Raw genomic sequence first — 24,603 nt, 5'->3', positions numbered from 1 at the left:
CCACGACCTGTTCAAGGCCCCCGCTACTGCCGCGGCGGGGGCGCGGGGCGGTCGCCCCCGGTTCGGGTCAGTCCTCTACGACGATGGCGAGGGCCGGGCAGACGGCCGCGGCCTGGTGTACATCGGCGGCGAGGGATTCGGACGGGTTTTCGGTGAGGAGGACGACGATGCCGTCCTCGTCACGCTGGTCGAAGACGTCCATCGCGGCCGTGACGCATTGGCCGGAGGCGACGCACTTGTCCTGATCGACGATGACCTTCATGAGAGTGCCTGCTTTCTGATTACCAGGTGACCGGGAGCGAGTAGACGCCGTACACGCCGCCGTCGTGCTTGAACGGGACGTCGTCCAGCTCGATGGCGCGGCGCAGCGTCGGGATCCGGCGGTAGAGGGTGCCGTAGACGACCTGCAGTTCCATCCGCGCCAATGGTTGCCCAAGGCACTGATGTACGCCGAAGCCGAAGGCGATGTGCCGGCGCGCGTCCCGGGTGACGTCGAGGGTGTCCGGGTCCGGGAACATCTCCGGGTCCCGGTTGGCGATGTCGTTGGGGAAGACCACCCCTTCGCCGGCCTTGAGGATCTGCCCGTCGAACTCGATGTCCTCCAGGATCGCGCGGCGGCGGCCCTGGTGGGTGATGGTCAGGTAGCGCAGCAGTTCCTCGACCGCGCTGGAGATCAGCTTCGGGTCGTCGGTGTCGCGCAGCTTGGCGAGCTGGTCCGGGTGCTCGAGCAGCGCAAGGGTGCCGAGGGCAATCATGTTGGCGGTGGTCTCGTGACCGGCGATCAGCAGCAGGACGCCGATCCCGGCCGCGTCCTTGCGGCTCAGTTCACCAGCAGTGACCCGCTCGGCCAGCCCGGACAGGAGATCGTCCTTCGGGTTGGCGATCTTCTCGCCCATCAGCTCGTTCAGGTAGCCGCCGATGTTGCCGCGCGCCTTGGTCCGCTCCTCGATCGAGGCGCTGGTCCGGAGCAGGATGCTGCTGTTCTTTTGGAAGAAGTCGTGGTCCTCGTACGGAACACCGAGCAGCTGGCAGATCACCAGCGACGGGATCGGCAACGCGAACGCCTGCACCAGATCGACCGGCTTCGGCCCGGCCAGCAGCTCGTCGATCAGGTCGTCGACGATCTGCTGCACCTGCGGGCGCATCGCCTCGACCCGCTTGATCATGAACGGCGCGGTCACCATCCGGCGCATCCGTGCGTGATCGGGATCGTCCATCAGGATGAAGCCGATGCCGGTGTCGTCGTCCTGGCGCGGCAGGATCCGGTTACCGGCCGGAAAACCCGGCTTGTAGATGTCCGAGCTGATCCGCGGGTCACCGATCAGCCGGCGCTGATCGTCGTACCGGGTGACCATCCAGGCGATCTGGCCGAAGACGTCCACCTTCGTCAGCGGCGCCTCCTCCTGCAGCTCGCGCAGCTTCGGCGGCGGATCGAACGGGCAGCCGGCGGCACGCTCCATCGGATACTCCGGAGCTTGATGAGTTGCTGTCATCACGTTCCCCTTCCCCAGCGAGGGTTCACGCCTGAACCAGGTGTGCCCGGTGCAGACGGGTTTGTTTGGGCATGTTCCAGCCGAGTACGGCGACTGTGCGGCCGTCGCGGCGGTAATGGGTGACGAACCGGCGCTCGTCGAGTGCGCCCTCGGCGACAACGACCTCGGCGTTGGCGCTCGGGATGCCGTGGACCTGGATCTTGGTCGCGAACTGATCGGTCCAGAAGTACGGAATCGGCGTGTAGCAACGGTTTTCGCCGAGGATGTTCGCGGCGACACAAGCGGCCTGCTCGGTTGCGTTGGTCCGATTCTCCAAGCGGAGCAGGGTATCCAGCTCGTCATGGCGCCAACGCGCGACATCACCGGCGGCGTAGATCCCGTCGGCCGCCCGGCACTGCGCGTCGCACACCACACCGTTGTCGAGGGTGAGACCGCTGTCCGCGAGCCACTCCGTAGCCGGAGTCGCTCCGAGCGCGACGACCACGACATCGGCCGGCAGATGGTCGCCGTTCGCCAGCTGTACGCCGGTCACCCGGCCACTCGCCGACGTCAAGCCACTGACCGCCGTACCCAATCGAAGGTCGACGCCCTCGGCGGTGTGCAGCTCAGCCAGCAGCCCGGAGACGATCGTCCCGAACTGACTCTCGAGCGGAGCCGACTGCGGTCCCGCCATGGTGACCGCGCAGCCCAGTTTGCGAGCAGTAGCAGCGATCTCGGCCCCAAGCACCCCATCCCCGACAACAACCACTCGGGGAGAACCCACCAGGTCTTGGCGGAGTGCGTCGGCGTCGCCTAGCGTGCGGAGTACGTGGACGCCGGCGAGAGCCTCCTGTCCTGGCAGCATGCGGGCGCGGAGGCCGGTGGCAATGACGATCGAGTCGGCCGACAGCTCGCGACCGGACTCGGTGCTCACCACGCGCCGGTCCACATCCAGGGCACGCGCCGGGTCGCCGAGGACGAAGTCGGCGCCGAGTTTCGCGAGCATCTCCTCCGGGCGCAGCCGGGTCCGGACCTCGTCCCAGTCGCCGACCAGGTACTGCTTGGACAGCGGCGGCCGGTCATACGGCAGGTGCGTCTCGGCGCCGAGCACCGTGATCGGCTCCTGATATCCCCGCCTACGCAGGGCTTCCAGCGTCGACAAGCCGGCCGCGGACGCGCCCACAATCAAAACAGTCATAGCGTCACCGGCGCGGTCCAGATTCCGACGATGCCATCGATCAGACCGGTCGCGACGTCGTGCCAACTGGTGCGTGCGGTCGCTCGCCCATCGGCCAGGTCGCGCTCGTAGTCCGCAAGCATCTGGACGATCACGATCCGCGCCATCGCGCCTCGCTCCATCCGCACCGGCATCGACTGCGCCCCGATGCACTCGTTGAGCGCGTCGATGATTTCCAGCATCGACGGCGGAATCAGAAGCTCGTCGTACACCTCTTCACGCAACGCCGGATCCGTCATCAGCTGGGCGTTGAACCGCGCCATCCAGGTCGGCACGCCCCTCGACGCCAGGTAGTCGGTCGACGGGCGGACCAGGCACTCGACCCAGTCCCGCAGCTCGCGACTCCCCTGCGCCGCCGCGACCATCTCCGCGCGACGCTCCTCGACCGCTGTCGAGTGCCGGCGCAGGATGGCCCGGATCAGATCGGTCTTGGTGCCGAAGTGGTACCCGACCGCGGTGTTGTTGCCCTGCCCGGCCGCTTCGCTGATCTGCCGGTTGGAGACCTCGTGGATCCCGCGCTCGGCGAACATCCGCTCCGCCGTGTCCAGGATCAGCTCACGGGTCGCCGACGCCTTGTCGGTCCGGACGGTCTTGGCCATCATCATCACCAGACCACCGGGACTTCCCGCAGTCCACCGACGAGCAGACCCTCGACCGGCGGCAGTTCTCCGACCGGTACGGCGAGGGCGAGCGTGGGCAGCCGCCGCAGGAGCACCTCGAGCACAACCTGGAGTTCGGTCCGGGCCAACGACTGTCCGACGCACGAATGCGGTCCGGCTCCGAACGTGATGTGCAGGTTCGGACTCCGGGTCAGGTCGAGCTCGGCCGCATCGGTGAAGACGCTTTCGTCCCGGTTCGCCGCGGCCATGTTGCAGATCGCGGTCGTCCCGGCCGGCAGGACACCGCCGCTGGGCACCTCGACGTCCTCGTCCAGGTACCGGGTCAGGCCGAAGCCGGGATTGGCGTCGTACCGGAGGATCTCCTCGACGGCCGTCCGCACGAGTGTCGGATCGGCGACCAGCTGCTCCCACCGGGTCCGGTCGGCGAGCAGCATCGCCATCATCTTGCCGATCATGTTGGTGGTGGTCTCGTGTCCGGCGATCAGCAGTCCCTTGCCGGTGGCAACGAGTGCCTCCGCGCCGAGCTTCTCCCCCGCCGCGTCCGCGCCGGTGATCAGATCGCTCAGCAGGTCGGTGCCCGGCTGCTTGCGCTTGGCCTCGACGAGCTCGGTCATGTAGGCGGTGAACTCCGCCTGCGCGGCATCGATCTCAGCCGGCTTGTAGCGACTGAGACTGAGGAAAGTGTCGGACCAGTGCGAGAAGTGCTCGCGATCGTCGTTGGGGACGCCGAGCAGATCGCAGATCACCCAGACCGGCAGCGGGTACCCGAAGGCGGCCTTGAGATCGGCCGGCTGACCGCTCGCGATCATGTCGTCGACGAGCTGATCGGCCATCGCCTCGATCCGCGGCCGCAGGGCGGCCATCCGCTTCGTGGTGAACCACTTGGTGAGCATCCGGCGCCAGCGCTGGTGCCCGTCACCGGACTGCGGGATCGGCGACGGCTCCTTGCGATCGAACACGCCACTCGACCCCTCCGCGGAGATCCGCGCGGCCCCCTCGGCCTGCGTGGTCCGGCCGAAGCGCGGATCCGCGAGCACCTGGCGAACGTCGTCGTACCGGGTGAGGAGCGCGGCCTGGTCACCACTCGGCAGCCGGACGTGCGCCACCGGGCACTGCTGGCGGAGCTCTTCCCACTCGGCGGGTGGCTCGACAGCGGCCACCGGGGGCATCGGATAGTCGATTAGGTCACGTTCGGTCACGAGACATCACCTCCGCGTTGATCTCCTTCCACCTTGCCTCGCGATCTTGTTTAAGTCAACTGCCTGACTTAGCCTTTGGTTGCAGAAACCAACTATTTATCGTCCCCTCGGAGGCATCCCGATGTCCGCTGTCCCCGCGGCTCCGCCCGTGCGTGCTGGAGCCGTCGTCCCGGTACTCGCGTCGGCCGGTATCACGGTCGCGCTGATGCAGACCCTGGTCATCCCGGTCATCCCCGAACTGCCCCGGCTCCTGCATGCGTCGGCCGGTTCGACCGCCTGGGCCATCACCGCCACCCTCCTCGCGGCCGCGGTCGCGACCCCGATCATGGGCCGGCTCGGCGACATGTACGGCAAGCGCCGGATGCTGCTGATCAGCGTCGGCATCCTGGTCGCCGGCTCGATCGTCGCCGCGCTCAGCAGCTCGCTGATCCCGCTCGTCGTCGGCCGCGCCCTCCAGGGCTTCGCGGCCGGCGTGATCCCGCTGGGCATCAGCATCATGCGCGACGAACTGCCATCCGACCGCCTCGGTACGGCGACCGCCCAGATGAGCGCGTCGCTCGGAGTCGGCGGCGCTCTCGGCCTGCCCGCTGCCGCGTTGCTGGCCGAGAACGTCAGCTGGCACGCACTGTTCTGGGTGTCGGCCGGACTCGGCGTGGTCATCTTCGGGCTGGTACTGCGGTTCGTCCCCGAATCCGCAGTCCGCTCCGGCGGCCGCTTCGACGTACTGGGTGGTGCCGGTCTGTCGATCGGCCTGGTTTCGTTGCTGCTGGCAATCTCTCAGGGCGGCGACTGGGGCTGGGCGAGTGCTCCGACGCTGAGCCTGTTCGCACTGGCGGTCGTCGCGATCCTCGTGTGGGGCTGGTGGGAACGCCGTACCAGCGAGCCTTTGGTCGACCTCCGGACCACCGCGCGACCGCAGGTACTGCTGACGAACCTGGCGTCGATGGTGTTCGGGTTCGCGATGTTCGCGATGTCGCTCGTCGTACCGCAGCTGCTACAGATGCCGAAGGCAACCGGTTTCGGGCTCGGCCAGTCGATGCTCGCGTCCGGTCTGGTGATGGGACCGTCCGGCCTGGTCATGCTCGTCACCGCACCGCTGTCCGCGAAGATCTCCGCCGCCCGCGGACCCAAGGTCACGCTGATGCTCGGCGCCGTCGTGGTCGCCGCCGGCTACGGCGTCGGCAGCATCCTGATGAGCGAGGTCTGGCAGATCGTCCTGGTCTCGCTCCTGATCGGCGCCGGTATCGGCCTCGCGTACGGCGCGATGCCCGCGCTCATCATGTCCGCCGTACCGGTCTCGGAGACCGCCGCCGCCAACAGCTTCAACACCCTGATGCGCTCGATCGGCACCTCGGTCTCCAGCGCGGTGGCCGGCGTCATCCTCGCCCAGCTCACCATCAACCTGGGCGGCTACACCCTGCCGTCCCAGAACGGCTTCCGCACCGTCCTCATCATCGGCGCCGCCGCCGCCCTGGTAGCCCTAGCCATCGCCGCCTGCATCCCCACCCGCCCCACCGCGAACGCCCCCGAACCACGAACCCCCGCACAAGCACCCGCCTAACCCCGCCCCCTCCTCCTCCCCCGATTTGCCTGGCTAGGCAGGCAAATCGGGGGTTCTCCACCCTTAACCACGGTGCAGAACCCCCAAGCACAGTGGCTAGCCAGGCAAATGGGGGTGGGGCTAGGGGCGGTTGGCGAGGAAGGTGAGGGTTCGGGTGGTGAGGAGGTTGGCCGCCTCCTTGTCGTAGTCCGACAGGGAGGAGTCGGCGAAGAGGTGGGCCTTGCCGGGGTAGAGGAAGAGCTCGGCGTCGTTCGGGTTCGCCTTGACGAGGGCTTGGGCGGAGGCGAGGTCACCGTCTTCCTCGGTGAACCAGGGGTCCTCGTCCATGCCATGGATCTGCACCGGTACGCCGGCCGGCCAGGTCTCGCTGAACTCCGACACCGGGATGCAGGAGTGGAAGAAGAGCCCGCCGCGCGCGCCGGCGCGGGTCTGGGTGAGCTGTTGCGCGGGCATGACACCCATCGAGAAGCCTGCGTACACGACGTTTTCGGGCAGGTCCTGGGCGTAGGCGACGCCCGCCTCGAGCAGGTTGCCGAAGCCGACGCTCTTGCCGTACGCCATGCCGTCGTCGAGGTTGTCGAACGTGTTCCCGTCGTAGAGGTCGGGCAGGTGGACGGTGTGCCCGGCCTGGCGGAGTTCCTCGGCGAAGGCCTTCACCCCGTCGGTGAGCCCCTGCGCGTGGTGGTACAGGACAACCTCGGTCATGATCCGCTCCAATGATCCAAATATCTCGAACAATCGACGATGCTAGTATGTTCGATCGTGACAGGCAACAGTCAAGTGCCGGACTACGAGCTCGCGGAGACCATCGAGCTGACCACCGCGGAGCAGGTGCGCGCGATCGCCGACCCCCTCCGGACGACGATCCTCGGCCTCCTGCACGAGCGGGCCGCGACCGTCACCGAGCTGGCCACCGCGGTCAAACGTCCGAAGAGCACGGTTGCCCACCACGTGAAGGTGCTCACCGAAGCCGGCATCTTGCGCGTCGTCCGGACCCGCAAGGTGCGCGCGATCGAGGAGCGCTTCTACGGCCGCGCCGCGCGGGCGTTCTACGTCGGGCTCGGCCGACAGGGCCTACCGGAGGACTTCAACGACTTCGAGGTCGCCGCCGAGGAGTCCAGATCCGCGTACGACGAGGGCCGGCTCCGCTCGTTCATCCGGCACGCCCGGATTCCCGAGGAACGCGCCGCCGAGTTCTGGGCCGGCGTCCACGACCTCATCCTCGAGTTCGACAAACTCCCGCGCGCCGGCGACACGACGTACGGGTTCACCGTCGGTCTCTACCCGATCGTCGACTACCCGACGCTGCCGCCGACGCCGGATGAGGACTAGGGTCAAGTTTGTGACGACAATTGACTTGGGTGCTTCCGGAACCGCTGCGTCGCAGGTCGTGCTCGGACTGATGCGGATCAAGGACAAGACCGACGAGGAGATCCGCACGCTCGTCGGGACCGCGCGCGAGGCCGGCGTGACGATGTTCGACCATGCCGACATCTACGGCGGGCCGCACGGCTGCGAGCAGCGGTACGGCGAGGCGCAGCCGGTACCGGAGTCCGAGCGGGACCAGATCCTGCTGCAGTCGAAGGTCGGGATCCGGTCCGGCTTCTTCGACTCGTCCCGCGAGCACATCCTGTCGAGTGTCGAGCAGTCGCTGACCGCGTTGCGGACCGAGTACCTCGACGTACTGCTGATCCACCGTCCGGACGCGTTGGTCGAGCCGGACGAGGTCGCGGCCGCGTTCGACGAACTGCACAGCGCGGGCAAGGTGCGCGCGTTCGGCGTCTCGAACCACACGCCTGGTCAGATCGAGCTGCTGCGTAAGTCGGTGCAGCAGCCACTGGTCGCCAACCAGCTCCAGTTCAGCATCACGAACGCCGCGCTGGTCGCGCAGGGCCTGGCCGCGAACATCATGGGCCTTGAGCAGTCGGCCGATCGCGATCTCGGCATCCTCGACTACAGCCGGCTGCACGACATGACCATCCAGACCTGGGGCTCCGTGCAGTCACCCAAGAACGGTGGCGTGTTCATCGGCGACCGGGAGAACTACCCGGCGCTGAACGACGCCCTCGACGAACTCGCGAGCGCACACAACACGTCACCGGACGCGATCGCCATCGCCTGGCTGGCTCGGCACCCCGCCAACCTGCAGATCGTCATCGGCACCACGACACCGAGCCGAGTCCAGGACGCCGCCGCCGGCGCCGCGATCCGACTCACCCGCGAAGAGTGGTACCGCCTTTACACCTCCGCCGGCAACACGCTGCCCTGACGACCGGTTGCTGCCACACCTCGCCAGCTTCCCGGTGCGGGTGAGACCCTCAGCGAATGGATGTACGACGTACCGCCAAGCGGCTACTGATCGGCGGAGCCCTGGCAGCGGTGATCGGATTGGTCGGTGCGATGGTGACCGACTCGGCGACCAAGCTGAGCTATCAGATCATGGTCGCCGAACCCGGTGCGTCCGGCCGACTGCCGGCGTGCAAACCGACGGTGCTGTTCGTGGATCGCACGAGCGGCAAGGAGCTTCCCTGCTCCGGTACGCCGGAAGGCGGCTATACCAACGCCGAACGTCAGGAGATCCTGCAGCTCGCAGCGACCATGGCGGCCGACGGCACCGTCGACGCCGTGGACGGGTTCAAGCTCAGTGAACTCGGCACCGAAATCGGCCTGCGCCACCACGACGCCACGAACACCGCAACCACCTGGGCCTTCGGAACCGTCGGCATCCTGGGCGCTGCGGCGTTCGTGACCGGGATCGTCCTCAGGCTTGTCGCGAACGCGCGACGTAAAGTCCCAGGACGTTGAGCGCGACGCCCCAGATCGCCACCATCACGAGGAACGGCAACACGTCCGAACCACTGAACGTGCCCTTCCACCACAACTGAGCCGACCCGTACGGCGTCAGTCGCCGTACCCCGGGTCCAATCGCGGCCAGTACGGCGTACACGGCCAGCGGCGGCACGATCGTGAGGATCGACGCGATCACCCCACGCCCGATCAGCAACCCTAACCCGGTACCGAGCGACTGCGCGACAAGCTGCGTCACGAAGGAGCCGATGACGATCATCGGCGCATGCTGCCACAGGTCGTTCGAGGTCGACGGCACCAGCAGGGCAACAAGAATCGACGCGATCAGCCCGACCGCCGCCAGCCCCACGGCGTACCCGAAGGCCAGCTTGTACAACGACTTCTCCCGCCGAGCTCCCGCGACCGCACCGATGAACGGCACCCCGATCGAGATCAGGCTCTGCGCAACAGTCGAGGTCGTCGCGAACGTCCGGTCCGCACTCACCGTCGCGACCTGACTTCCCACCGCCCCGAGCACTCCGACAACCCCAGTAACACCGGCTATGACGCGATAAGTTCGCATCGAGCACCCCCAGCTCTAGTCGATGCCCGAATTGTCCCAGCCCGAAGGGTCAGGCGGTCGTTGCCGACAGCTTCAGGCCAGCTTCTCCGGTGTGAGCTCGGTCGCAACCTTGGCCAGCCTCGGCAGTACGTCGTCCCGCCAGCCCGGACCCATGCGCTCGAACGCATTGCGGTGCTGGGGTTTGTCGAGGTCGAAGCCTGAATGCTCGAGGAACAGCCGAGTCCCCTGGCCTTCCGGGCTGAGCCGCCAATCCAGCGTCCAGTCTCCGTTGAAGGTGTAGGTGAAGCGGGTCGGCGCGTCGACGTGCGTGACCTCGCAGGCGACCTCGCCCCACTTCGGCATCTGCAGGTGAAACTGATGGCCGACAACCGGCGCGACATCGCCCGGGGCCCACCACTGGCCCAGCAGCTCCGGCTCGGTCAGCACCCGCCACACCCGCTCCGGCGCCGCCGCCACGAATTGATCCACCACGATGGCCGTCTCACTCATCCGAACTCTCCAATTCTTCGGCAATCTCAGCCAACGCCCGCAGTCGCGGCCGCCAGTACTGCTCGAACGGATGCAGCCACTCATTGACCTCCGCCAGCGGCGCCCCATCCAGGGAGTAGTGCCGCTCGCGCCCCTCGGCCCGGTCCCGCACCAACTCCGCATCGCGCAGGATCTTGAGGTGCTCCGCCACTGCCGGCCGACTCAACTCGAACTGCGCCGCCAGATCCCCAGCGGTCCGTGGTCCATTCACCAGCAACTCGAGCAGCCGCCGCCGTACCGGGTGGGCGAGCGCTGCGAACGCATCCGTCATGCCTCGACAATACGTCGGAGATTTCCGACATGTCAACTATTCCCGACACGTTGGTTTAGACCACTGCACAACGGAGTGGTAACTCCGAGGATCGGCGGGATCCGTTGCCTGCAAGGGCCCGTCCGAGGTTTCGACAAGGTCCCCTGACCCGAAGGAACCAGCATGAAGCTCACCACCAAGCACCTGATCGTGGCGACCGCCGGAATTGTTGCCGTCGGCATCACCGGCTGCAGCGCGGCCGCGACGGGCGGCACCGAACACACGGTCGTCTACAAGATCAGCGGTACGTCGAAGAAGGCCGATCTGACCTACACGACAGACGGCTCGACGACCACCGAGCAGTCGACCGGCTCCGCCGTACCGTGGACGAAGACCCTGAAGATCAAGACGGACTTCCCCGTCTACCAGGTGTCGGCGCAGAACAGCATCGGCCAGAAGGGCACGCTGACCTGCGTGATCGAGGTCGACGGCAAGCAGGTCAAGACCGCCACCGCCAAGGGCGAGGCAGCGATCGCGGCCTGCGACTACAGCAAGAGCTGAAACCCGCACCATCCGAGGGGGCTGTCGGCAGCGGACGCGTTGCCGGCAGTCGAATCTTCACTCGTCGGCCCAGCGATCCAGTACGTCGGCCACGCGGGCGAGCACGTCGCGAGCGACGGCATATTCCTCCGGACCGAACTCTTCGGCGAAGCGGTCCTCCAGTTCCCGGAGGCGCAGAAACCCGTCGGCCACCACCTTCTGACCGAGCTCGCTGTAGGTGACCAGCTTGGCCCGGCCGTCCTGCGGATCCGGGCGCATCTCAAGGATGCCCAGGGCAACCATCTCGCGGACCAGCTCACCCATCGACTGCCGGGTCATCCCGGCCCGGGTCGCCATGTCCGCCGAGCGCGAGCCCTCCCACCGCAGGGTGGCGAAGACCGCGTTGTGCGCCTGTTTCGCCTTCGGGAAGCCACGCCGGCTCATCTCGCGCACCATGTCCACCTGGAGCGCCCGGTTCGCACGGTCGACCAGGGCGATGAACGGCTTGCGGTCGGGTCGGGGCAGTTCAGGGCTTGACACTCGTAAGGATTCCTTCCATTATTTCGACAGGAATCCTTACAGTATCAGGAGCGACCATGAATCCGAAGGATCTGCACCCGCTGGTGGCGGAGCTGTTTGCGCGCGGCCGGCGCCGGAGTGTCCGGGTCGCCGTCGAGCAGGAGTTCCTGGTCGCCGACGCCACCACGGGCGCCGCCGTACCGATCGATCGGGTACGACGTGCCGCGGCCGGCGCGATCGCGGCGCCGTACCTGGGATTCGAGCCGGGTGGGCAGCTCGAGCTGAGCCTGCCGTGCACCCTCGACCCGGTCGGCCAGGTCCGCACGATGGTCGACGACCTCACCACTCACCTCACCGCGGCCCACCTCACCATCTACGCGCTCCCGGTCGACCCACGGCCGGAGCACGAGGTCCCGCTGCAGCTCACCAGCCCGCGGTACGTCGCGATGCACCGTCACTTCGACTCGATCGGCCCTGCCGGTCGCCGGATGATGCGCCGTACCGCATCCACGCAGGTCTGCCTCGACTGGTGGCCGGGGCGGGCCGGGCTCGAACAGTGGCGAGTCCTCAACCTCGCCGGGCCGTATCTCGCCGCTCGGTTCGCCCGGAGCTCGGGCTCGCACGGCCGGCTCAGCACCTGGCTGGATGCCGACCCGGCGCGCACCGGCTTCGACGATCGGCTGCTCGTGGGCGACGACCCGGTCGCCGCCTACACCGCCTTCGCCGCGGGTGCTGCGGTCTTCACGACCGGCGGCCCGGGTGAGCACCTCACCACGATGTTCCCGCCGGTGCGGCCGCGATCGACGTACCTGGAAGTCCGCTTCCTCGACGCGCAGGAACCCTTCGCCATCGGCCGCGTCATCAACGCCCTGACAAGCCTGATGTACGACGACGCTCACCGCCGCAGCGTGTTGCGGGCGCTCGAACCGGGTCGGGGCGAGCTCGCCTCCCAATGGCGGGCCGCCGCAGCCGGCGAACTCGACCTGGAGCTGGTCGCATGAACGGCATCCTCTTCATCACCGACCCGCTCGTCGGGCTGCAGGCCGACATCGACGCGACCATCGGCCTGATGGCCGCCTCACAGGACCTCGGCCATGACGTCTGGTGCTGCCAGCCGGAAGAGCTCGCCGTCATCGACGGCCGCCTGCAGGTCCGCGCGCACCGGATCCGTCTGCGCCCACGCCGGCCTGGGCACGATCACCGGTGGATCGTCGACCCCACCTGGTACGACGAACTGGAGGTCGGCCTGGTCGACGTCGCCGACTTCATGGTGGCGCATCTACGCATCGATCCGCCGGTCGACGATCGGTACCTGCACACGACGTACCTGCTGGATCTGGCGGGCACTCGGGTGATCAACCGGCCGGACGGGATCCGCGCGGTCCACGAGAAGCTGATCGCACTACGGTTCCCTTCGCTGTGCCCGTCCACCTATGTCGGAACGTCCGTCGCCGCGCTGCGCGCCTTCGTCGCTCGCGTCGGTACCGCGATCGTCAAGCCGGTCGACGGATTCGCCGGTCTGGATGTTTGGCTGGTGCACGACGATCACTCCGCGGTGTCGTTGCTGGAATCCGCGACTCGTGGTGGGCGGCGGCAGGTGATCGCTCAGGAGTATCTGCCTGCTGTTGCGCACGGCAACAAACGACTGTTCCTGCTCGACGGGGAGATCGTCGGCGCGGTCCTGCGCCGGCCGGATGCCAGCGACTTCCGGATCGGTCCGCCGGTCGCCATCGCGCCGATCGACGCCGCTGACGAGGCGATCGCCGCTGCGCTCCGGCCGATCCTCGTCCAGCACGGCCTGACCATCGCCGGCGCCGACGTGATCGGCGGCCGCCTGATCGAGGTCAACGTCACCTGCCCCGGCGGCATGCACAAAACCGACGCCCTCCTCGGTACCACCCTCAGCCAGTCCATCGTCCAGCACCTCACCACAGGAGTCTTCGCATGACCACCATCACGATCGTCTGCATGGGCCTGCTCGGCGTCCTACTGTTCCTGCTCGGTGCCAACGTCACCCGCCAACGAGCCCTGCGCGGCGGCGGCAACCAGGCCCCATCAGACCCTGCAGATCCGCTACTGATCGCCGTACGGGCTCATGGCAACGCTGCCGAGTACATCCCCACGATGCTCGTCCTGCTGCTGGTCTGCTCGATGCTGTCCGACAGCTGGCTCGTAGACGCCCTGGCCGTCGCCGCCCTGGTAGTCCGAACCACCCACGCCATCGGCATGCTCACGTCGAAGACCCTTGCCAGCCACGGTCCCCTCCGCGACATAGGCGCCCTAGGCACCTACGCAGTAGGCCTAGCCATCAGCATCACCGCCATCGCAACCCTCTAACGTCCGAAGCCCCGGAGAGCCCGCCTCCGATCTTTCGGACGTTACGGCAGGAGGGTCGTTAACGTCCGAAGGACCGGAGAGCCCGCCTCCGACCTTTCGGACGTTACGGCAGGAGGGTGGCTAACGTCCGAAGGACCGGAGAGCCCGCCTCCGACCTTTCGGACGTTACGGCAGGAGGGTCGTTAACGTCCGAAGGACCGGAGAGGGGCCCTCCGATCGTTCGGACGTTAGCGGGGGCCGGGTGGGGCGTCGCGGAGCGGACTGGGGAGCACCTCTTGGGGCGCCATGTGGTGGGTTCACCCATGAGGTTGTGGGTTCTGCACTCTCATGCGGGTGCAGAACCCACAACGGGATGGGTTAACCCATCAGATGGTCCAGCTCATCCGGTACGACGCCCGCTCACCACCGCGTGGGTTAACCCATCAGATGGTGGAGCTCATCCGGTACGACGCCCGCTCACCACCGCGTGGGTTGACCCATCAGATGGTGGAGGGGTGGGTGGGCCAGCCGGTGTAGGACGCGGCTAGGTAGGTGGAGCCGGCGGTGGAGGTGGTGACGGCGTCGAGTTCGCCTAGTTGGCGGCGGAGGTCGAAGGCGTTGGCGCCGGGGATGGTGTGGAGCATGCTGGTCATCCAGTAGGAGAAGTGCTGGGCTTTCCAGACGCGGGCCAGGGCGCGGGGGCCGTATTCGTCCAGGGCATCGTCGTCGCCGTCGAAGGTTCGAGCGAGGAGTTCGGCGAGGATCCGGACGTCGGCCAGGGCGAGGTTGAGGCCTTTGGCTCCGGTGGGTGGGACGGTGTGGGCGGCGTCGCCGGCGAGCAGGAGGCGTCCGTACCGCATGGGTTCGGCGACGAAACTGCGGAAGCGGAGGACCGTCTTGCTGGTGATCGCACCCTCGTGCAGGGTCAGACCGTCGGGGCCGGCCACGCGGGCCTGGAGTTCGGACCAGATCCGGTCGTCGGACCAGGAGTCGGCGTCTTCTTCGGGATCGCACTGGAAGTACATCCGCTGCAAGCTGTCCGTGCGCTGACTGATCAGCGCGAACCCGCGCGGCGAGTGCGTGTAGATCAGCTCCGGCGCGCTCTTCGGCGCTTCGGCCAGAATCCCGAACCAGGCAAAGGGATACTCGCGCACATAGTGCTGCCGCAGCGTCTCCGGAACCTCCAGCCGGCACATCGAATGCGACCCGTCCGCCCCGACGAGATACTCACATCGAACCTCGTGCTCGACCCCGTCGGCGGTGAACAGAATCCCGGGCCGATCCGAGGTGACATCGACAACGCGAGTGTCCGCAACGCCGAACCGCACATCACCGCCGTCCCGGGCCCGGGCGTTCGCGAGATCGATGAACACATCGGTCTGCGGATACAACCACGACGCCGCCCCGACCAGTCCCTTGAAGTCGATCCGGTGACTCGCGCCGCCGTACCGGAGCACGATGCCGTCGTGCGCGATCCCTTCGCGATGGACCCGATCGGATACCCCGGTCTCGACGAGCAGCCGGACACTGTCGTCCTCGAGAATCCCGGCGCGGACCGTGTTCTCGATCTCCAAGCGGGTACGACGATCAACCACGACCGAATCGATCCCAGCTAACGCGAGCAGGTGCGAGAGCATCAGCCCCGCCGGCCCACCGCCCACGATCCCGACCTGCGTGCGCGTCAGTTCAGTCATTCAGCACCTCCTGCGCGATCGCGAAGGCGTGGTTGGCGGCGGGCACCCCGCAGTACACGGCCGACTGCAACAGCACCTCAGTGATCTCCTCGACGCTCAGCCCGTTCCGGCGCGCGGCCCGCAGATGCATCGGCAGCTCGGTCCAGTGCCCGTGCGCGATCAGCGCGGTGATGGTGATCGCGCTCCGCATCCGGCGGTCCAGCCCGGGCCGCGTCCAGATGGAACCCCAGGCATACTTCGTGATCAGCTCCTGAAAGTCCTTGGTCAGCTCGGTCTTCTGCGACTCGGCGCGGTCGACGTGCTCGTCGCCCAGCACCTCGCGGCGCACCTGCATCCCGGCGTCGTACGTCGGATCGCTCATCGCCCACCTCGCTGGAAGTACTCGGTCAGGACGTAGGCCACCGCGGCCGGCTCCTCGGCCGGCGGCAGGTGCGCACTACCTTCGAACACGTAGGACGTTGCCGCGGGCAACCGTTCTGCCGACTCCCGAGCCAGCTCGGGCGGTACGACGCGATCGTGGCGACCGGCCGTCACCAGGACCGGCACCGTCGCGGCACCCAGCCGATCCCGTACGTCGAACCGGGCGAGCGCCTCACAAGTCGCGGCATACGACCGGGCATCCGCATCGGTGAGGCTGTCGAGCAATCGCCCGGCGGTCCGCGGATCGCGATCGGTGAACCCGGGACCGAACCAGCGCTCGACCGAACCCGCGATCACCGCGGACGTCGACGCCGCCCGGACCAGATCGGCGCGCTCATACCAAGGACCCGGCTCGCCGATCTTCCCCGCGGCCGCCAGGGTCGCGATCGCGGTGAACGGCCCAGGGTCGACAGCGAGTGCGAATCCGACCGCGCCGGCCACGGATACCCCGGCGTACCGGGCGTTGCCAGTAGTGAGCTCAGCCCCGACCTTGCGGACGCTGTCGGCGAGGTCCGCGAGATCGAACCCGGTCGCCGGTGCACTGCGACCGTGTCCGGGAAGGTCCCAGCCGACGACGCGGAAGGACTTCGTCAGCCCCGAGACACACGCGCTCCACAGGGCTTCGACCGAGGTCCCCAACGACGGGCCGACGATCAGCAGGTCGCCGGATCCGCCGAAATCGGTGCAGGTCAGCTCAACCACGGTCCCACCTCGCCAGCACCTGATCGACGAAGGAGGTCGCCGACCCGAGGTAGTCCGCAGGTTCGCCCCCTCCGCCACGCTCGGCGAGGAGCTCAGCGGCCGCCTGCTGCGCCCGTGCAGTCATCGCCGCCGCGTCGATCTCCAGTCCCCCGACCAGATCCGCTGTCTGGGACAGCGCGGTGACGGTGAGCGTCAGAACCCTAGTAAAAGAAGGCCATTCCGCATGCCAGGCCCCATCCGGCCGCTCATCGGTCGCCAACGCGCTGCAGCTGTGCAGGTGGCCGACCAGCGGGGGCACCTGCAACGCAGCACTGCGGATCAACACGCTGAGCACTGGGTTCGCCTTCTGCGGCATCGTGGACGACGTTCCCTTCCCGGCGGACCGCCCTTCCCGAACCTCTCCGACCTCCGGACGCCCCAGAAACAAGACGTTCCCCGCGATGACGCCAGCTGCCGCACAAGCTTCAGCCAGTACGTCGGCCACCCGCGTGATGGGTGTACGACGGGTGTGCCACGGCAGAGCGTTGAGCAGCCCAAGCTCCGTCGCGAACGCGTCGACAACGGCATCCGGTGAGTCGGTCAGCTCACCCAGGAGCGACCTGGTCCCGGCTGCTCCCCCGACCTGCACAGGAAGCTGAGCACCACGGATCGCGTCGCGCGCATCCAGTACGCCGACCAGCCACTGCGCCGCCTTCAGCCCGAAAGTCACGGGTACGGCGTATTGCGTGAGCGTCCGCCCGGCCATCACCGTCTCCCGGTGATTTCGGGCGAGCTCGGCCAGCGAAGCAGCTGTCAGGGTGAGATAGGTGTCGGCCCGGCCGAGCGCATCCTTGGCCAGCAACATCAACGCAGTGTCGAGGACATCCTGGCTGGTGAGCCCGCGGTGGACGTGTTGGGCGGTGCCTTCGTCGACTGCCGAACGGAGGATCCGGACGAACTCGACAACCGGGCTTCCCGCGTTCTCGATGGTCTCCGGGGCTGGGCGAGGGAGGTCAGTGGCGATCGCCGCACTGAGGGTGCGCAGGTGGAGATCGGTGGCCTTGCCGTGAGCAACCAAGGCGGCGAGCCAGGCGCGCTCGACCTCGAGCATCGCGCGCCAGAGCCCGTCGTCACCGAGCCCGACGGCGCGGTGACGGCCTGGTTCCAGCAGTTCGCTCACTCGTGCCCCGGGTAGGTCAGGAAGACCGATTGGTTGTCACCTTGGAGATGCAGGTCGAGGCGCAATGAACCGTCCGGCTCGCGGGTCGCAATCATGCGGGCCTGCTCCTCGGGATCAAGGCTGGCCAGGAGCCGGTCTTCGCCGGAGGGGTCGGGCAGGTAGATCCGGGTGAACAGCCGGTCGAGCAGACCGCGGGCGAACACGGTCACCGCGAAGAACGGCGTACCGCCGTCGACCGGGCCGGGCTCGACGGTGGAGAACCAGTACTCGCCGCCCAGGTCGGTGCTGCAGCGACCCCAGCCGGTGAAAACGCCGTTACGTATCAACGATCCAGAAACGGCCGGGACCACACCGGCGGCGTCTGCCTGGCGGATCTCGATCAGCGCGTCTGGAACGGGTTGCCCGGCGCCGTCGTACACGATGCCGTGCAAGCGGATGCCCGTTCCCAACGGCATCAGCTCGCGATCGCCGTCGTACGGGAGGGCGTAGTGGAAGAACGGACCGACGGTCTGGCCGGGGGTGCGGTCAGGCATGGTTCTCGTCCTCCAGCGGGGTGGCGTGCGATCCCGTCAGGACGATGTCCCACCGGTAGCCCAGCAGCCATTCGTGCTGGGACAAGTCGTGTTCGTACGTCGCGACCAGGCGTTCGCGCGCGGCGGGGTCGGTGATCGATTGGTAGATCGGGTCGAGCCCGAAGAGCGGATCGCCCGGGAAGTACATCTGGGTGACGAGGCGCTGGGTGAAGTCGGTGCCGAACAACGAGAAGTGGATGTGGGCCGGCCGCCAGGCGTTGCGATGGTTCCGCCACGGGTACGGGCCGGGCTTGATGGTGGTGAACGAATAGTTGCCGTCGGCATCGGTCAGGCAGCGGCCGACGCCGGTGAAGTTCGGGTCGATCGGAGCCGGGTGCTGGTCGCGCTGGTGGATGTACCGGCCGGACGCGTTCGCCTGCCAGATCTCGACCAACTGGTGCCGGACCGGACGCCCGTCGCCGTCGAGCACGCGCCCGGTGAGCAGCATCCGCTCGCCGATCGGCTCGCCGCCGGCCTGGATGGTCAGGTCGGCCTCGAGCGGGTCGATGTCGTGCTCGCCGAAGACGGGCGCGAGCAGCTCGGCGCCTTCTGGGTCCGCTTGCCGCAGGTCCTTGGTCGGGAACCGCAGCAACGAACTCCGGTACGGCGCGAAGCCGAGCACCGGATCGGATCGACCGGACGGGGCGGCGGCGATCTCGGCGGAGATCTGCGCCTGGGTCGGCAGGGACGCAGCAGGCTCGTTCACCCGTTCATCGTCGCCAGCGCGCGCTCCATCTGCCACGATGGACTTCCGCTGAGTGGAAGGATTACCGAGATGGCGGGCAGAGTCTCCACCCCGGGCGCGACCGTGGTCTCCCGCGCGCTCAGTCTCCTGTTCGCCTTCGACGACCAGCACCGCCGCCTCACCCTCACCGAACTGGCCGACCGCGCCAACCTCCCCCTCCCCACCACCCACCGCCTGATCGGCGAGCTGGTCACCGGCGGCGCCCTCACCCGCCAGGCCGACGGCCAGTACGTCGTCACCCGCAAACTGTGGGGCGTCGGCCTGCTCGCTCCCCTACCGAGCGGCCTGCGCGAGACGGCCGGCCCGTTCCTGAACGACATCCACGCGGCGACCCGGGCGACTGTCCACCTGGCGATCCGCGAGGGTATCCGGACGCTCTACCTGGAACGGATGACCGGTCGCGCCTCGGTCCCCGTGGTCAGCACGGTCGGTTCTTATCTGCCGCTGCACTCAACTGGCGTCGGCAAGGTCCTGCTCGCGCACGCGCCAGACGACGTACAGGAAGAAGCTCTGAAGCAGCTCACCCGCTTCACGCCCCACACGATCACCCATGCAGGACGCCTAGCCCGACAGTTGGTCGAGATCCGCGAACGCGGCTACGCCACCACCACCGAGGAGATGACCCTCGGCGCCTGTTCAGTCGCCGTCCCCATCCGCCCCGTCGGCCCCGACGGCCCGGTCGTCGCCGCCGTCGGCCTCGTCGTACCCAACCTCCGCTCCCACCGAGCCGCCCTCCTGGCCGCCCTCCAAGTAGCAGCCCAAGGCATCGGCCGCAGCATCACCATCTGAACCGCTTGCACATCCCGCAACGTCCGAAGAACCGCAGTACGTGGTCAGCGTGTTTTCGGACGCTGTGATCAGAGGGGGTAGGTGGGGGGTGTGCCGCGGAGGGTGATCCAGCGGGTTTCGGTGAAGGCTTCGATGTTGGCGGCGGCGCCGCCGAAGCGGGAGCCGGTGCCGGAGGCGCGGACTCCGCCGAAGGGGGCGTTGGCCTCGTCGCTCACGGTTTGATCGTTGATATGGACGATGCCGGTCGGGATCTGCTCGGCGATGGCGAGGCCGCGCATCACGTCCTTGGTGACGATGCCGAGTGACAACCCGTACTCGCTGGCGCCGGCCAGGCTGATGGCGTCCTCGACCGACTTCACCTTGGTGACCGGGGCGACGGGGCCGAAGACCTCTTCGGTGAAGGCTGCGGCGTCGATCGGTACGTCGGCCAGTACGGTCGGCCGGTAGAACAGGTTGGTATAGGTGCCGCCAGCAACGAGTTTGGCGCCCGTGGTGGTCGAGGCGCCAACCAGGCCGTGGATCTTGTCGCGCTGACCGGCATCGATGACCGGGCCGAGGGCAACTTCCTCGGTGGCCGGGTTGCCGACAGTCAGTGACGCGGCCTTCTCGGCAAGGGCTTCCACGAAATCGTCATAGACGCCGGCGGCAACGAGATGGCGACCGGTCGTCATACAGATCTGGCCTTGATGGAAGAACGAACCCCAGGTGGCCAGGTTGACGGCTGCTTCGACGTCGGCGTCGTCGAGGACAAGGAGCGCAGAGTTGCCGCCGAGTTCGAGGTGAGCTCGTTTGAGGTGCTCGCCGGCCAGCGCACCGATCCGGCGGCCGACGCCGGTGGAGCCGGTGAACGAGATGACGCGGACGTTCGGATCGGTCACCAGTGCCTGTCCGACCTCCGCACCGCCAGGCAGCATCTGCAGTACGCCGGGAGGCAGCCCCGCCTCCTCGAAGATGCGCGCCATCAACACTCCGCCGGTGACCGCCGTTCGAGGATCCGGTTTGAGGATCACGGCGTTGCCGAGGGCAAGGGCCGGGGCGACCGAGCGAATGCCGAGAATGATCGGCACGTTGAACGGCGAGATCACCGTGACGACTCCGGCCGGCATCCGGCGCGCCATCGAGAGCCGGGGTTCCTCCGACGACAGCACCTCACCGAGCGGATGCCCGGGCAAGGCCGCCGCCTGGTAGCACGCCTCGGCGGCGATATGCAGGGAGAAGCCGACGATCCCGCCGGTCGCACCCACCTCCCGGGTGTTCCAGCCGGCAATCTCCTCGGCGTGCTCCTGCCACAGGTCGCCGGCCCGGCGTAGGACAGCGGCGCGCGCGGGGTGCGGCAGCGCAGCCCATGCCCGCTGGGCCTCAGCCGCAGCCTGTCCGGCCTCGGCGACATCCTCAACGCCAGCCAGCCCCATCCGGCCGAGCTCCGCACCGGTCGCAGGCTCGATGACGGCGTACTGGCCGCCTTGTCCAGCTTGCCAACTCCCCGCCTTGAAGACGTTCCCCGACCAGTCGGCGGAATCCAGAAGCGTCATGTCGCTGCCCTCTCTTAGGTGGCGTCACCGTAGGAGCCGCGGCAGAGCGCTTCAATCTCAACTTCCACTCAGTGAGAGTCCTTCCGGGCGGCTTCGCCGAGCGCCTCGGCCACAGCGTCGACCGGTGGGGTGCGGGCGCGGCGCGTGAGCAGGTAGACAGCTCTGCCAACGTCCGCTTCAGCAGGTCGCCGTACGACGACGCCCGGGGTGCCGTGACGGAGGACCAGATCGGGGAGCAGCGCCGCCGCACCGGTGGTGCGGACCAGCTCGAGCAGGATGAGGAAGTCGTCGGAGCTATAGCGCAGGTCTGGCTCGAAGCCACCGTACTCGCGGCACACGCGGACTTGCATCTCGCGGTGACCAGTACCGGGCTGGCAGGCGGCCCACGCGATGTCAGCGAGCCGGGAGATCTTCACTCGGTCCGCAGCTGCGTCTGGATGGTCCTCCGGGAGCACTACGCGGATGTGCTCACGCAGTAGGGGCTCTCGCTGCAGGTCCGCGTGGACGGGTCGCGGCTGACCGTCGTACTCGTCTCCGACCACCAGGTCGAGCTGTTGCAACCGAAGCGCCGGTACGGCCTGCTCGACCTCACCTTCGGTCGCCTCGACCCGGATGTTCGGGTGCGTGACAGCCAGAGCCTGTACGGCGGGTGCCACGATCCGCAGGAACGCCGACTGGAACGACGCGATCCGTACGACGCCGGCTACCCGACCCGCCGCGACAGCTGCGAGCTCGGCCTCGGCCGCCTCGACGCCCTCCAACAGAGTGGCCGCATGGCGGACCAGCACGTGACCGGCCGGGGTCAGGCGGACATTACGGCCGATCCGCTCGAGCAACGGCGTACCGGCTTCGCGCTCCAAGACAGACAGCTGCTGGGAGACGGCGCTGGGCGTGTAGCCGAGTGCGCGGGCAGCGCCGTGCACGGTGCCGCGGTCGTGAACCTCGCGGAGCAGGCGGAGTCGATGCAGGTCGAGCATCTGTTCAGGATAGCTACACGATCCTATCCAGGAAGCCGTGATAGACGTGAACAGTTGAGAGCCCGGATCATCGTTCTCGTGGGCGCCCTCTTCTGTCTCCTCTCCGCTGCCGCTTTCGGCGCGATGGCCGTGTTCGGCAAACTCTCGTACGACGAAGGTGTGTCGGTCGACGCACTTCTCCTGGTCCGGTTCGGGCTGGCCGGTCTGGTCCTGCTGACCATCGCGCTGGCCCGTGGAGCCTTCCGCGGTATCCCCCGGCGCTCTGTGCTGACCAGCCTCGGCATGGGCGTCTTCGGGTACGCCGCCCAGGCCGGTCTGTACTTCTCCGCGCTGACCCGGATCGACGCGTCACTGGTCGCGTTACTGCTGTACCTCTACCCGATCCTGGTGATGGTCGGAGCGATCGTCCTCGGCCGCGAACGCGCGTCCCGGCGGCGCATGTGGGCGCTCGGGATGGCGCTGGCCGGGATTGGCTTGGTCCTGAGTGGCGCGTCTTCCGGTCGCTTCAACCTGACGGGTGCGCTGCTCGCGATGAGTGCAGCCGTGGTCTACACGTGTTACATCCTTGTCGGCGATCGGACGACGGCCGCCGTACCGCCGCTCGCTCTTGCGTCATTGGTCTGCATCGGTGCCTTTGGCACCTTCCTGATCGCCGCGGTCGTGCGCGGGAGCGATGGGCCGCTGGCGGAGCTCGGCAGCATCCAACCAACCGGTTGGTTATGGCTCGCCACGCTGTCGCTGGTCAGCACGGTTGCCGCGATCTTGCTGTTCTTCGCAGGGATGGCTCGGGTTGGGCCGTCGGTCGCGTCGATCCTGTCGATCCTCGAGCCGGTCGTCACGGTTGCTGCCGCTGCGCTCGTTTTCCATGAGCACTTGAGTCCGCTGCAGGGTGTTGGTGGCGCGGTCGTGTTGGCCGCCGTACTGATCGTCCAGTGGCCGACGCGGACTGCACCTGTGAGCGAAACCCAGGTGCAGCCAATGGCGAAGTCGGAGATGCTGCTCACGTGACCCACCCGACGGACCTCGACTTCTTCGCCGGCCTGGCGATCACCGGCACGGTGCTGGGAGTCGATGCGACCAGTGATCTGGCCACGGTCCAAGAGGTGCTGGGCGACGAGCACTTCTACGAGCAGCCCCGGGTGAACAAGTCTGACTGGGAGTACGCGACCTCCGACTACGGTCTGGTCGAGATCGGGTGGAGTCGCGAGCGCGGCAGCGCCGAGTGGATCTGTGGCTACGCCGGTACCCAGAACCACCGATTGTCCAGGGGCAGCCGGCGGACAAGACGCCGTACCGCGGGATTGAGGCTGCGCCAGCGGTACGGCCAGTTCCGGCCGCTGCTGAACATCGAGGATCTCCGGGCCGCGGTGGAAGACCACGGATTCACCATGGACAGTACGCCGCAGTGGGTGGGGGCGGACTTCTCGCTGTACTGGGTTCCGGGGGTCTCGACCACCATGAACGTAGCGGTCTCCGACCCGGACTGGGGACCGCCCGGGACGGTGGCGAAGATGCTCGGCGGCGGAGCCTCCGAGCAACACCTCAACCACAAGGCGCGGGTGGCGTTCGACGGCGAGAAGAAGCAGTTCGATGCCTACGGCAAGGAATTGCGAAAGCTGAGCGACGAGCAGCGTGCGGAGTGGCTGGACGAACACCAGCCCGAAGCCGGCGCGGACCGCACCCTGTGGTGGTCGTTCCTGCGGAGTCCCCACTCCTATCGCGAGAACGAGCAGCCACCCTGGACCGAACTCATGTACGCGCTCGACCGCGACGCCGCCGTACGAGGTATCGACACCCCCGACCGCGCTGCGCTCACACAGCTCCACTGGGCCGGAAACGCCGACCTGGTTGAGCGCCCCACGCTGGACGAAGCGATCACGCAGTGGCTGGCGACGACCCCCACGCTCGACGAGGGACGCCGGCTAGCCGCAGCGACCACGCTGACCCCCGACGAGATCCGACTGTCCCGCCGCCTGCGCGACCAGTCCCACGAACTGCGCGCACACCTGCAATCAATCACCGACTCCACAGTCGCCGACCACCTACTCAACTGGATCAACCTCGGCCCGCAACTCCTCCGCCACCCCTACTTCGGCTAGCCCCACCGCACCTTGAGCACCCACCGACCGCGCGACACCCGCCAAAACGGTTGAACCGTGCTCAAGGTCGAACGCCCCGTCCACCTTGAGCACCCACCAACCACATTCGCGCCAGGGAAATGGCTGAACCGTGCACAACGTCGTACCGGCTCACACCGAACTCGCAACGTCCGAAGAACCGGAGGCCGTGTCTCCGAACGTTCGGACGTTAGTGGCGGTGCCGTGCTTAACGTCCGAAGAACTGGAGGCGATGTCTCCGGTCGTTCGGACGTTAGCCGGTGCGGGTGCGGGGGCATCACGGT

The 24,603-nt window shown here is 67.7% G+C and carries 29 protein-coding genes; 11 read left to right on the top strand and 18 right to left on the bottom strand.

Annotated features, from left to right (window positions below; genetic code table 11):
* Nucleotides 1-67 precede the first annotated feature (67 nt).
* The 5 genes from ACFVWG_RS15005 to ACFVWG_RS14985 are packed head-to-tail and all read right to left on the bottom strand — an operon-like array spanning nucleotide 68 to nucleotide 4,528.
* The gene (locus ACFVWG_RS15005; RefSeq protein WP_391543817.1) at nucleotides 68-262 is read right to left on the bottom strand and encodes a ferredoxin; all 195 of its coding nucleotides are present in this window, start codon (nucleotides 260-262) and stop codon (nucleotides 68-70) included.
* Nucleotides 263-281: 19 nt separating this feature from the next.
* Complete coding sequence (locus ACFVWG_RS15000) at nucleotides 282-1,493, bottom strand: cytochrome P450 (RefSeq protein ID WP_391543816.1); 1,212 nt, start codon at nucleotides 1,491-1,493, stop codon at nucleotides 282-284.
* A 25-nt stretch (nucleotides 1,494-1,518) separates the two neighbouring features.
* The gene (locus ACFVWG_RS14995) at nucleotides 1,519-2,670 is read right to left on the bottom strand and encodes an NAD(P)/FAD-dependent oxidoreductase (protein WP_391543815.1); all 1,152 of its coding nucleotides are present in this window, start codon (nucleotides 2,668-2,670) and stop codon (nucleotides 1,519-1,521) included.
* Nucleotides 2,667-3,308 carry a TetR/AcrR family transcriptional regulator gene (locus tag ACFVWG_RS14990; protein WP_391543814.1) on the bottom strand — a complete coding sequence of 214 codons (642 nt, stop codon included), beginning with the start codon at nucleotides 3,306-3,308 and terminating at the stop codon, nucleotides 2,667-2,669. The genes ACFVWG_RS14995 and ACFVWG_RS14990 overlap by 4 nt, the downstream gene beginning before the upstream one ends.
* A 5-nt stretch (nucleotides 3,309-3,313) precedes the next feature.
* A complete protein-coding gene (locus tag ACFVWG_RS14985) occupies nucleotides 3,314-4,528 on the bottom strand; it encodes a cytochrome P450 (RefSeq protein ID WP_391543813.1) in 1,215 nt (404 codons plus the stop codon).
* A 121-nt stretch (nucleotides 4,529-4,649) separates the two neighbouring features.
* Here ACFVWG_RS14985 and ACFVWG_RS14980 point away from each other — a divergent pair, with 121 nt between their 5' ends.
* Nucleotides 4,650-6,089: an MFS transporter gene (locus tag ACFVWG_RS14980; RefSeq protein ID WP_391543812.1), complete on the top strand. Its 1,440-nt coding sequence runs from the start codon at nucleotides 4,650-4,652 to the stop codon at nucleotides 6,087-6,089.
* 120 nt (nucleotides 6,090-6,209) lie between these two features.
* Here the strand turns inward: ACFVWG_RS14980 and ACFVWG_RS14975 are convergent, their stop codons facing one another.
* Nucleotides 6,210-6,794, bottom strand: coding sequence for a dienelactone hydrolase family protein (locus ACFVWG_RS14975; RefSeq protein WP_391543811.1), 585 nt, complete (start codon nucleotides 6,792-6,794; stop codon nucleotides 6,210-6,212).
* Nucleotides 6,795-6,851: 57 nt separating this feature from the next.
* Between ACFVWG_RS14975 and ACFVWG_RS14970 the strand changes: the two genes are divergently transcribed.
* From ACFVWG_RS14970 to ACFVWG_RS14960, 3 genes are read left to right on the top strand one after another with little or no spacing between them, the layout of a single operon-like run.
* A complete protein-coding gene (locus ACFVWG_RS14970; protein WP_391543810.1) occupies nucleotides 6,852-7,421 on the top strand; it encodes an ArsR/SmtB family transcription factor in 570 nt (189 codons plus the stop codon).
* Nucleotides 7,422-7,431: 10 nt separating this feature from the next.
* Nucleotides 7,432-8,358, top strand: a complete 927-nt coding sequence (locus ACFVWG_RS14965; RefSeq protein WP_391543809.1) for an aldo/keto reductase family oxidoreductase — start codon at nucleotides 7,432-7,434, stop codon at nucleotides 8,356-8,358.
* 56 nt (nucleotides 8,359-8,414) lie between these two features.
* Nucleotides 8,415-8,894, top strand: a complete 480-nt coding sequence (locus ACFVWG_RS14960; RefSeq protein ID WP_391543808.1) for a hypothetical protein — start codon at nucleotides 8,415-8,417, stop codon at nucleotides 8,892-8,894.
* Here ACFVWG_RS14960 and ACFVWG_RS14955 read toward each other — a convergent pair.
* The 3 genes from ACFVWG_RS14955 to ACFVWG_RS14945 all read right to left on the bottom strand — a co-directional run bounded on the left by ACFVWG_RS14955 (nucleotide 8,851) and on the right by ACFVWG_RS14945 (nucleotide 10,258).
* Nucleotides 8,851-9,459: a hypothetical protein gene (locus ACFVWG_RS14955; protein ID WP_391543807.1), complete on the bottom strand. Its 609-nt coding sequence runs from the start codon at nucleotides 9,457-9,459 to the stop codon at nucleotides 8,851-8,853. The two genes, ACFVWG_RS14960 and ACFVWG_RS14955, sit on opposite strands and share 44 nt — an antisense overlap.
* 72 nt (nucleotides 9,460-9,531) lie before the next feature.
* Complete coding sequence (locus ACFVWG_RS14950; RefSeq protein WP_391543806.1) at nucleotides 9,532-9,948, bottom strand: SRPBCC domain-containing protein; 417 nt, start codon at nucleotides 9,946-9,948, stop codon at nucleotides 9,532-9,534.
* Nucleotides 9,941-10,258: an ArsR/SmtB family transcription factor gene (locus ACFVWG_RS14945; RefSeq protein WP_391543805.1), complete on the bottom strand. Its 318-nt coding sequence runs from the start codon at nucleotides 10,256-10,258 to the stop codon at nucleotides 9,941-9,943. The genes ACFVWG_RS14950 and ACFVWG_RS14945 overlap by 8 nt, the downstream gene beginning before the upstream one ends.
* Nucleotides 10,259-10,420: 162 nt before the next feature.
* Between ACFVWG_RS14945 and ACFVWG_RS14940 the strand changes: the two genes are divergently transcribed.
* On the top strand, nucleotides 10,421-10,798 hold the full coding sequence (locus tag ACFVWG_RS14940; protein WP_391543804.1) for an MmpS family transport accessory protein: 378 nt from the start codon (nucleotides 10,421-10,423) through the stop codon (nucleotides 10,796-10,798).
* Between the two features lie 57 nt (nucleotides 10,799-10,855).
* On the opposite strand, the gene ACFVWG_RS14935 is transcribed toward ACFVWG_RS14940, so the two are convergent.
* Nucleotides 10,856-11,317, bottom strand: coding sequence for a MarR family winged helix-turn-helix transcriptional regulator (locus ACFVWG_RS14935; protein WP_391543803.1), 462 nt, complete (start codon nucleotides 11,315-11,317; stop codon nucleotides 10,856-10,858).
* A gap of 56 nt (nucleotides 11,318-11,373) precedes the next feature.
* Between ACFVWG_RS14935 and ACFVWG_RS14930 the strand changes: the two genes are divergently transcribed.
* The 3 genes from ACFVWG_RS14930 to ACFVWG_RS14920 are packed head-to-tail and all read left to right on the top strand — an operon-like array spanning nucleotide 11,374 to nucleotide 13,633.
* Complete coding sequence (locus ACFVWG_RS14930; protein ID WP_391543802.1) at nucleotides 11,374-12,297, top strand: glutamate-cysteine ligase family protein; 924 nt, start codon at nucleotides 11,374-11,376, stop codon at nucleotides 12,295-12,297.
* The gene (locus ACFVWG_RS14925) at nucleotides 12,294-13,244 is read left to right on the top strand and encodes a hypothetical protein (RefSeq protein ID WP_391543801.1); all 951 of its coding nucleotides are present in this window, start codon (nucleotides 12,294-12,296) and stop codon (nucleotides 13,242-13,244) included. The genes ACFVWG_RS14930 and ACFVWG_RS14925 overlap by 4 nt, the downstream gene beginning before the upstream one ends.
* Nucleotides 13,241-13,633, top strand: a complete 393-nt coding sequence (locus tag ACFVWG_RS14920) for an MAPEG family protein (protein ID WP_391543800.1) — start codon at nucleotides 13,241-13,243, stop codon at nucleotides 13,631-13,633. Before ACFVWG_RS14925 ends, ACFVWG_RS14920 begins: the two co-directional genes overlap by 4 nt.
* Nucleotides 13,634-14,112: 479 nt before the next feature.
* Here ACFVWG_RS14920 and ACFVWG_RS14915 read toward each other — a convergent pair whose 3' ends face one another.
* From ACFVWG_RS14915 to pcaH, 6 genes are read right to left on the bottom strand one after another with little or no spacing between them, the layout of a single operon-like run.
* Nucleotides 14,113-15,306: a 4-hydroxybenzoate 3-monooxygenase gene (locus ACFVWG_RS14915; protein ID WP_391543799.1), complete on the bottom strand. Its 1,194-nt coding sequence runs from the start codon at nucleotides 15,304-15,306 to the stop codon at nucleotides 14,113-14,115.
* Entirely contained in the window at nucleotides 15,299-15,667 is a 369-nt protein-coding gene (gene pcaC, locus ACFVWG_RS14910; protein ID WP_391543798.1) for a 4-carboxymuconolactone decarboxylase, read from the bottom strand. Before pcaC ends, ACFVWG_RS14915 begins: the two co-directional genes overlap by 8 nt.
* Nucleotides 15,664-16,428 carry an alpha/beta fold hydrolase gene (locus ACFVWG_RS14905; protein ID WP_391543797.1) on the bottom strand — a complete coding sequence of 255 codons (765 nt, stop codon included), beginning with the start codon at nucleotides 16,426-16,428 and terminating at the stop codon, nucleotides 15,664-15,666. Before ACFVWG_RS14905 ends, pcaC begins: the two co-directional genes overlap by 4 nt.
* Nucleotides 16,421-17,587: a lyase family protein gene (locus tag ACFVWG_RS14900; protein WP_391543796.1), complete on the bottom strand. Its 1,167-nt coding sequence runs from the start codon at nucleotides 17,585-17,587 to the stop codon at nucleotides 16,421-16,423. Before ACFVWG_RS14900 ends, ACFVWG_RS14905 begins: the two co-directional genes overlap by 8 nt.
* Nucleotides 17,584-18,120, bottom strand: a complete 537-nt coding sequence (pcaG, locus tag ACFVWG_RS14895) for a protocatechuate 3,4-dioxygenase subunit alpha (protein WP_391543795.1) — start codon at nucleotides 18,118-18,120, stop codon at nucleotides 17,584-17,586. Before pcaG ends, ACFVWG_RS14900 begins: the two co-directional genes overlap by 4 nt.
* On the bottom strand, nucleotides 18,113-18,865 hold the full coding sequence (pcaH, locus tag ACFVWG_RS14890; RefSeq protein WP_391543794.1) for a protocatechuate 3,4-dioxygenase subunit beta: 753 nt from the start codon (nucleotides 18,863-18,865) through the stop codon (nucleotides 18,113-18,115). Before pcaH ends, pcaG begins: the two co-directional genes overlap by 8 nt.
* A 69-nt stretch (nucleotides 18,866-18,934) precedes the next feature.
* On the opposite strand from pcaH, the gene ACFVWG_RS14885 reads away from it, so the two are divergent.
* The gene (locus tag ACFVWG_RS14885; protein WP_391543793.1) at nucleotides 18,935-19,693 is read left to right on the top strand and encodes an IclR family transcriptional regulator; all 759 of its coding nucleotides are present in this window, start codon (nucleotides 18,935-18,937) and stop codon (nucleotides 19,691-19,693) included.
* Nucleotides 19,694-19,761: 68 nt separating this feature from the next.
* On the opposite strand, the gene ACFVWG_RS14880 is transcribed toward ACFVWG_RS14885, so the two are convergent.
* Complete coding sequence (locus ACFVWG_RS14880) at nucleotides 19,762-21,225, bottom strand: aldehyde dehydrogenase family protein (RefSeq protein ID WP_391543792.1); 1,464 nt, start codon at nucleotides 21,223-21,225, stop codon at nucleotides 19,762-19,764.
* Nucleotides 21,226-21,293: 68 nt separating this feature from the next.
* Nucleotides 21,294-22,202 (bottom strand): LysR family transcriptional regulator, encoded by a 909-nt coding sequence (locus tag ACFVWG_RS14875; RefSeq protein ID WP_391543791.1) that lies wholly within the window; start codon nucleotides 22,200-22,202, stop codon nucleotides 21,294-21,296.
* Between the two features lie 54 nt (nucleotides 22,203-22,256).
* On the opposite strand from ACFVWG_RS14875, the gene ACFVWG_RS14870 reads away from it, so the two are divergent.
* Entirely contained in the window at nucleotides 22,257-23,210 is a 954-nt protein-coding gene (locus ACFVWG_RS14870; RefSeq protein ID WP_391543790.1) for a DMT family transporter, read from the top strand.
* A complete protein-coding gene (locus ACFVWG_RS14865) occupies nucleotides 23,207-24,301 on the top strand; it encodes a hypothetical protein (protein ID WP_391543789.1) in 1,095 nt (364 codons plus the stop codon). Before ACFVWG_RS14870 ends, ACFVWG_RS14865 begins: the two co-directional genes overlap by 4 nt.
* Nucleotides 24,302-24,603: the final 302 nt, after the last annotated feature.

Origin of the sequence: Kribbella sp. NPDC058245, from assembly GCF_042882005.1 — a bacterium.
GTDB lineage: Bacteria > Actinomycetota > Actinomycetes > Propionibacteriales > Kribbellaceae > Kribbella.
The sequence above is the reverse complement of the archived record's forward strand: the minus strand, read 5'-3'. Positions and strand labels throughout refer to the sequence as shown.

Excerpts from the sequence above, each read along its gene's own strand:
- ACFVWG_RS14880 (WP_391543792.1), bottom strand. The coding sequence starts at position 21,225 with ATGACGCTTCTGGATTCCGCCGACTGGTCGGGGAACGTCTTCAAGGCG.
- ACFVWG_RS14925 (WP_391543801.1), top strand. The coding sequence starts at position 12,294 with ATGAACGGCATCCTCTTCATCACCGACCCGCTCGTCGGGCTGCAGGCC.
- ACFVWG_RS15005 (WP_391543817.1), bottom strand. The coding sequence starts at position 262 with ATGAAGGTCATCGTCGATCAGGACAAGTGCGTCGCCTCCGGCCAATGC.
- ACFVWG_RS14960 (WP_391543808.1), top strand. The coding sequence starts at position 8,415 with ATGGATGTACGACGTACCGCCAAGCGGCTACTGATCGGCGGAGCCCTG.
- ACFVWG_RS14950 (WP_391543806.1), bottom strand. The coding sequence starts at position 9,948 with ATGAGTGAGACGGCCATCGTGGTGGATCAATTCGTGGCGGCGGCGCCG.
- ACFVWG_RS14955 (WP_391543807.1), bottom strand. The coding sequence starts at position 9,459 with ATGCGAACTTATCGCGTCATAGCCGGTGTTACTGGGGTTGTCGGAGTG.
- ACFVWG_RS14915 (WP_391543799.1), bottom strand. The coding sequence starts at position 15,306 with ATGACTGAACTGACGCGCACGCAGGTCGGGATCGTGGGCGGTGGGCCG.
- pcaG (WP_391543795.1), bottom strand. The coding sequence starts at position 18,120 with ATGCCTGACCGCACCCCCGGCCAGACCGTCGGTCCGTTCTTCCACTAC.
- ACFVWG_RS14995 (WP_391543815.1), bottom strand. The coding sequence starts at position 2,670 with ATGACTGTTTTGATTGTGGGCGCGTCCGCGGCCGGCTTGTCGACGCTG.
- pcaC (WP_391543798.1), bottom strand. The coding sequence starts at position 15,667 with ATGAGCGATCCGACGTACGACGCCGGGATGCAGGTGCGCCGCGAGGTG.
- ACFVWG_RS14975 (WP_391543811.1), bottom strand. The coding sequence starts at position 6,794 with ATGACCGAGGTTGTCCTGTACCACCACGCGCAGGGGCTCACCGACGGG.
- ACFVWG_RS14920 (WP_391543800.1), top strand. The coding sequence starts at position 13,241 with ATGACCACCATCACGATCGTCTGCATGGGCCTGCTCGGCGTCCTACTG.
- ACFVWG_RS14945 (WP_391543805.1), bottom strand. The coding sequence starts at position 10,258 with ATGACGGATGCGTTCGCAGCGCTCGCCCACCCGGTACGGCGGCGGCTG.
- ACFVWG_RS14930 (WP_391543802.1), top strand. The coding sequence starts at position 11,374 with ATGAATCCGAAGGATCTGCACCCGCTGGTGGCGGAGCTGTTTGCGCGC.
- ACFVWG_RS14885 (WP_391543793.1), top strand. The coding sequence starts at position 18,935 with ATGGCGGGCAGAGTCTCCACCCCGGGCGCGACCGTGGTCTCCCGCGCG.
- ACFVWG_RS14990 (WP_391543814.1), bottom strand. The coding sequence starts at position 3,308 with ATGGCCAAGACCGTCCGGACCGACAAGGCGTCGGCGACCCGTGAGCTG.
- ACFVWG_RS14875 (WP_391543791.1), bottom strand. The coding sequence starts at position 22,202 with ATGCTCGACCTGCATCGACTCCGCCTGCTCCGCGAGGTTCACGACCGC.
- ACFVWG_RS14940 (WP_391543804.1), top strand. The coding sequence starts at position 10,421 with ATGAAGCTCACCACCAAGCACCTGATCGTGGCGACCGCCGGAATTGTT.
- ACFVWG_RS14980 (WP_391543812.1), top strand. The coding sequence starts at position 4,650 with ATGTCCGCTGTCCCCGCGGCTCCGCCCGTGCGTGCTGGAGCCGTCGTC.
- ACFVWG_RS15000 (WP_391543816.1), bottom strand. The coding sequence starts at position 1,493 with ATGACAGCAACTCATCAAGCTCCGGAGTATCCGATGGAGCGTGCCGCC.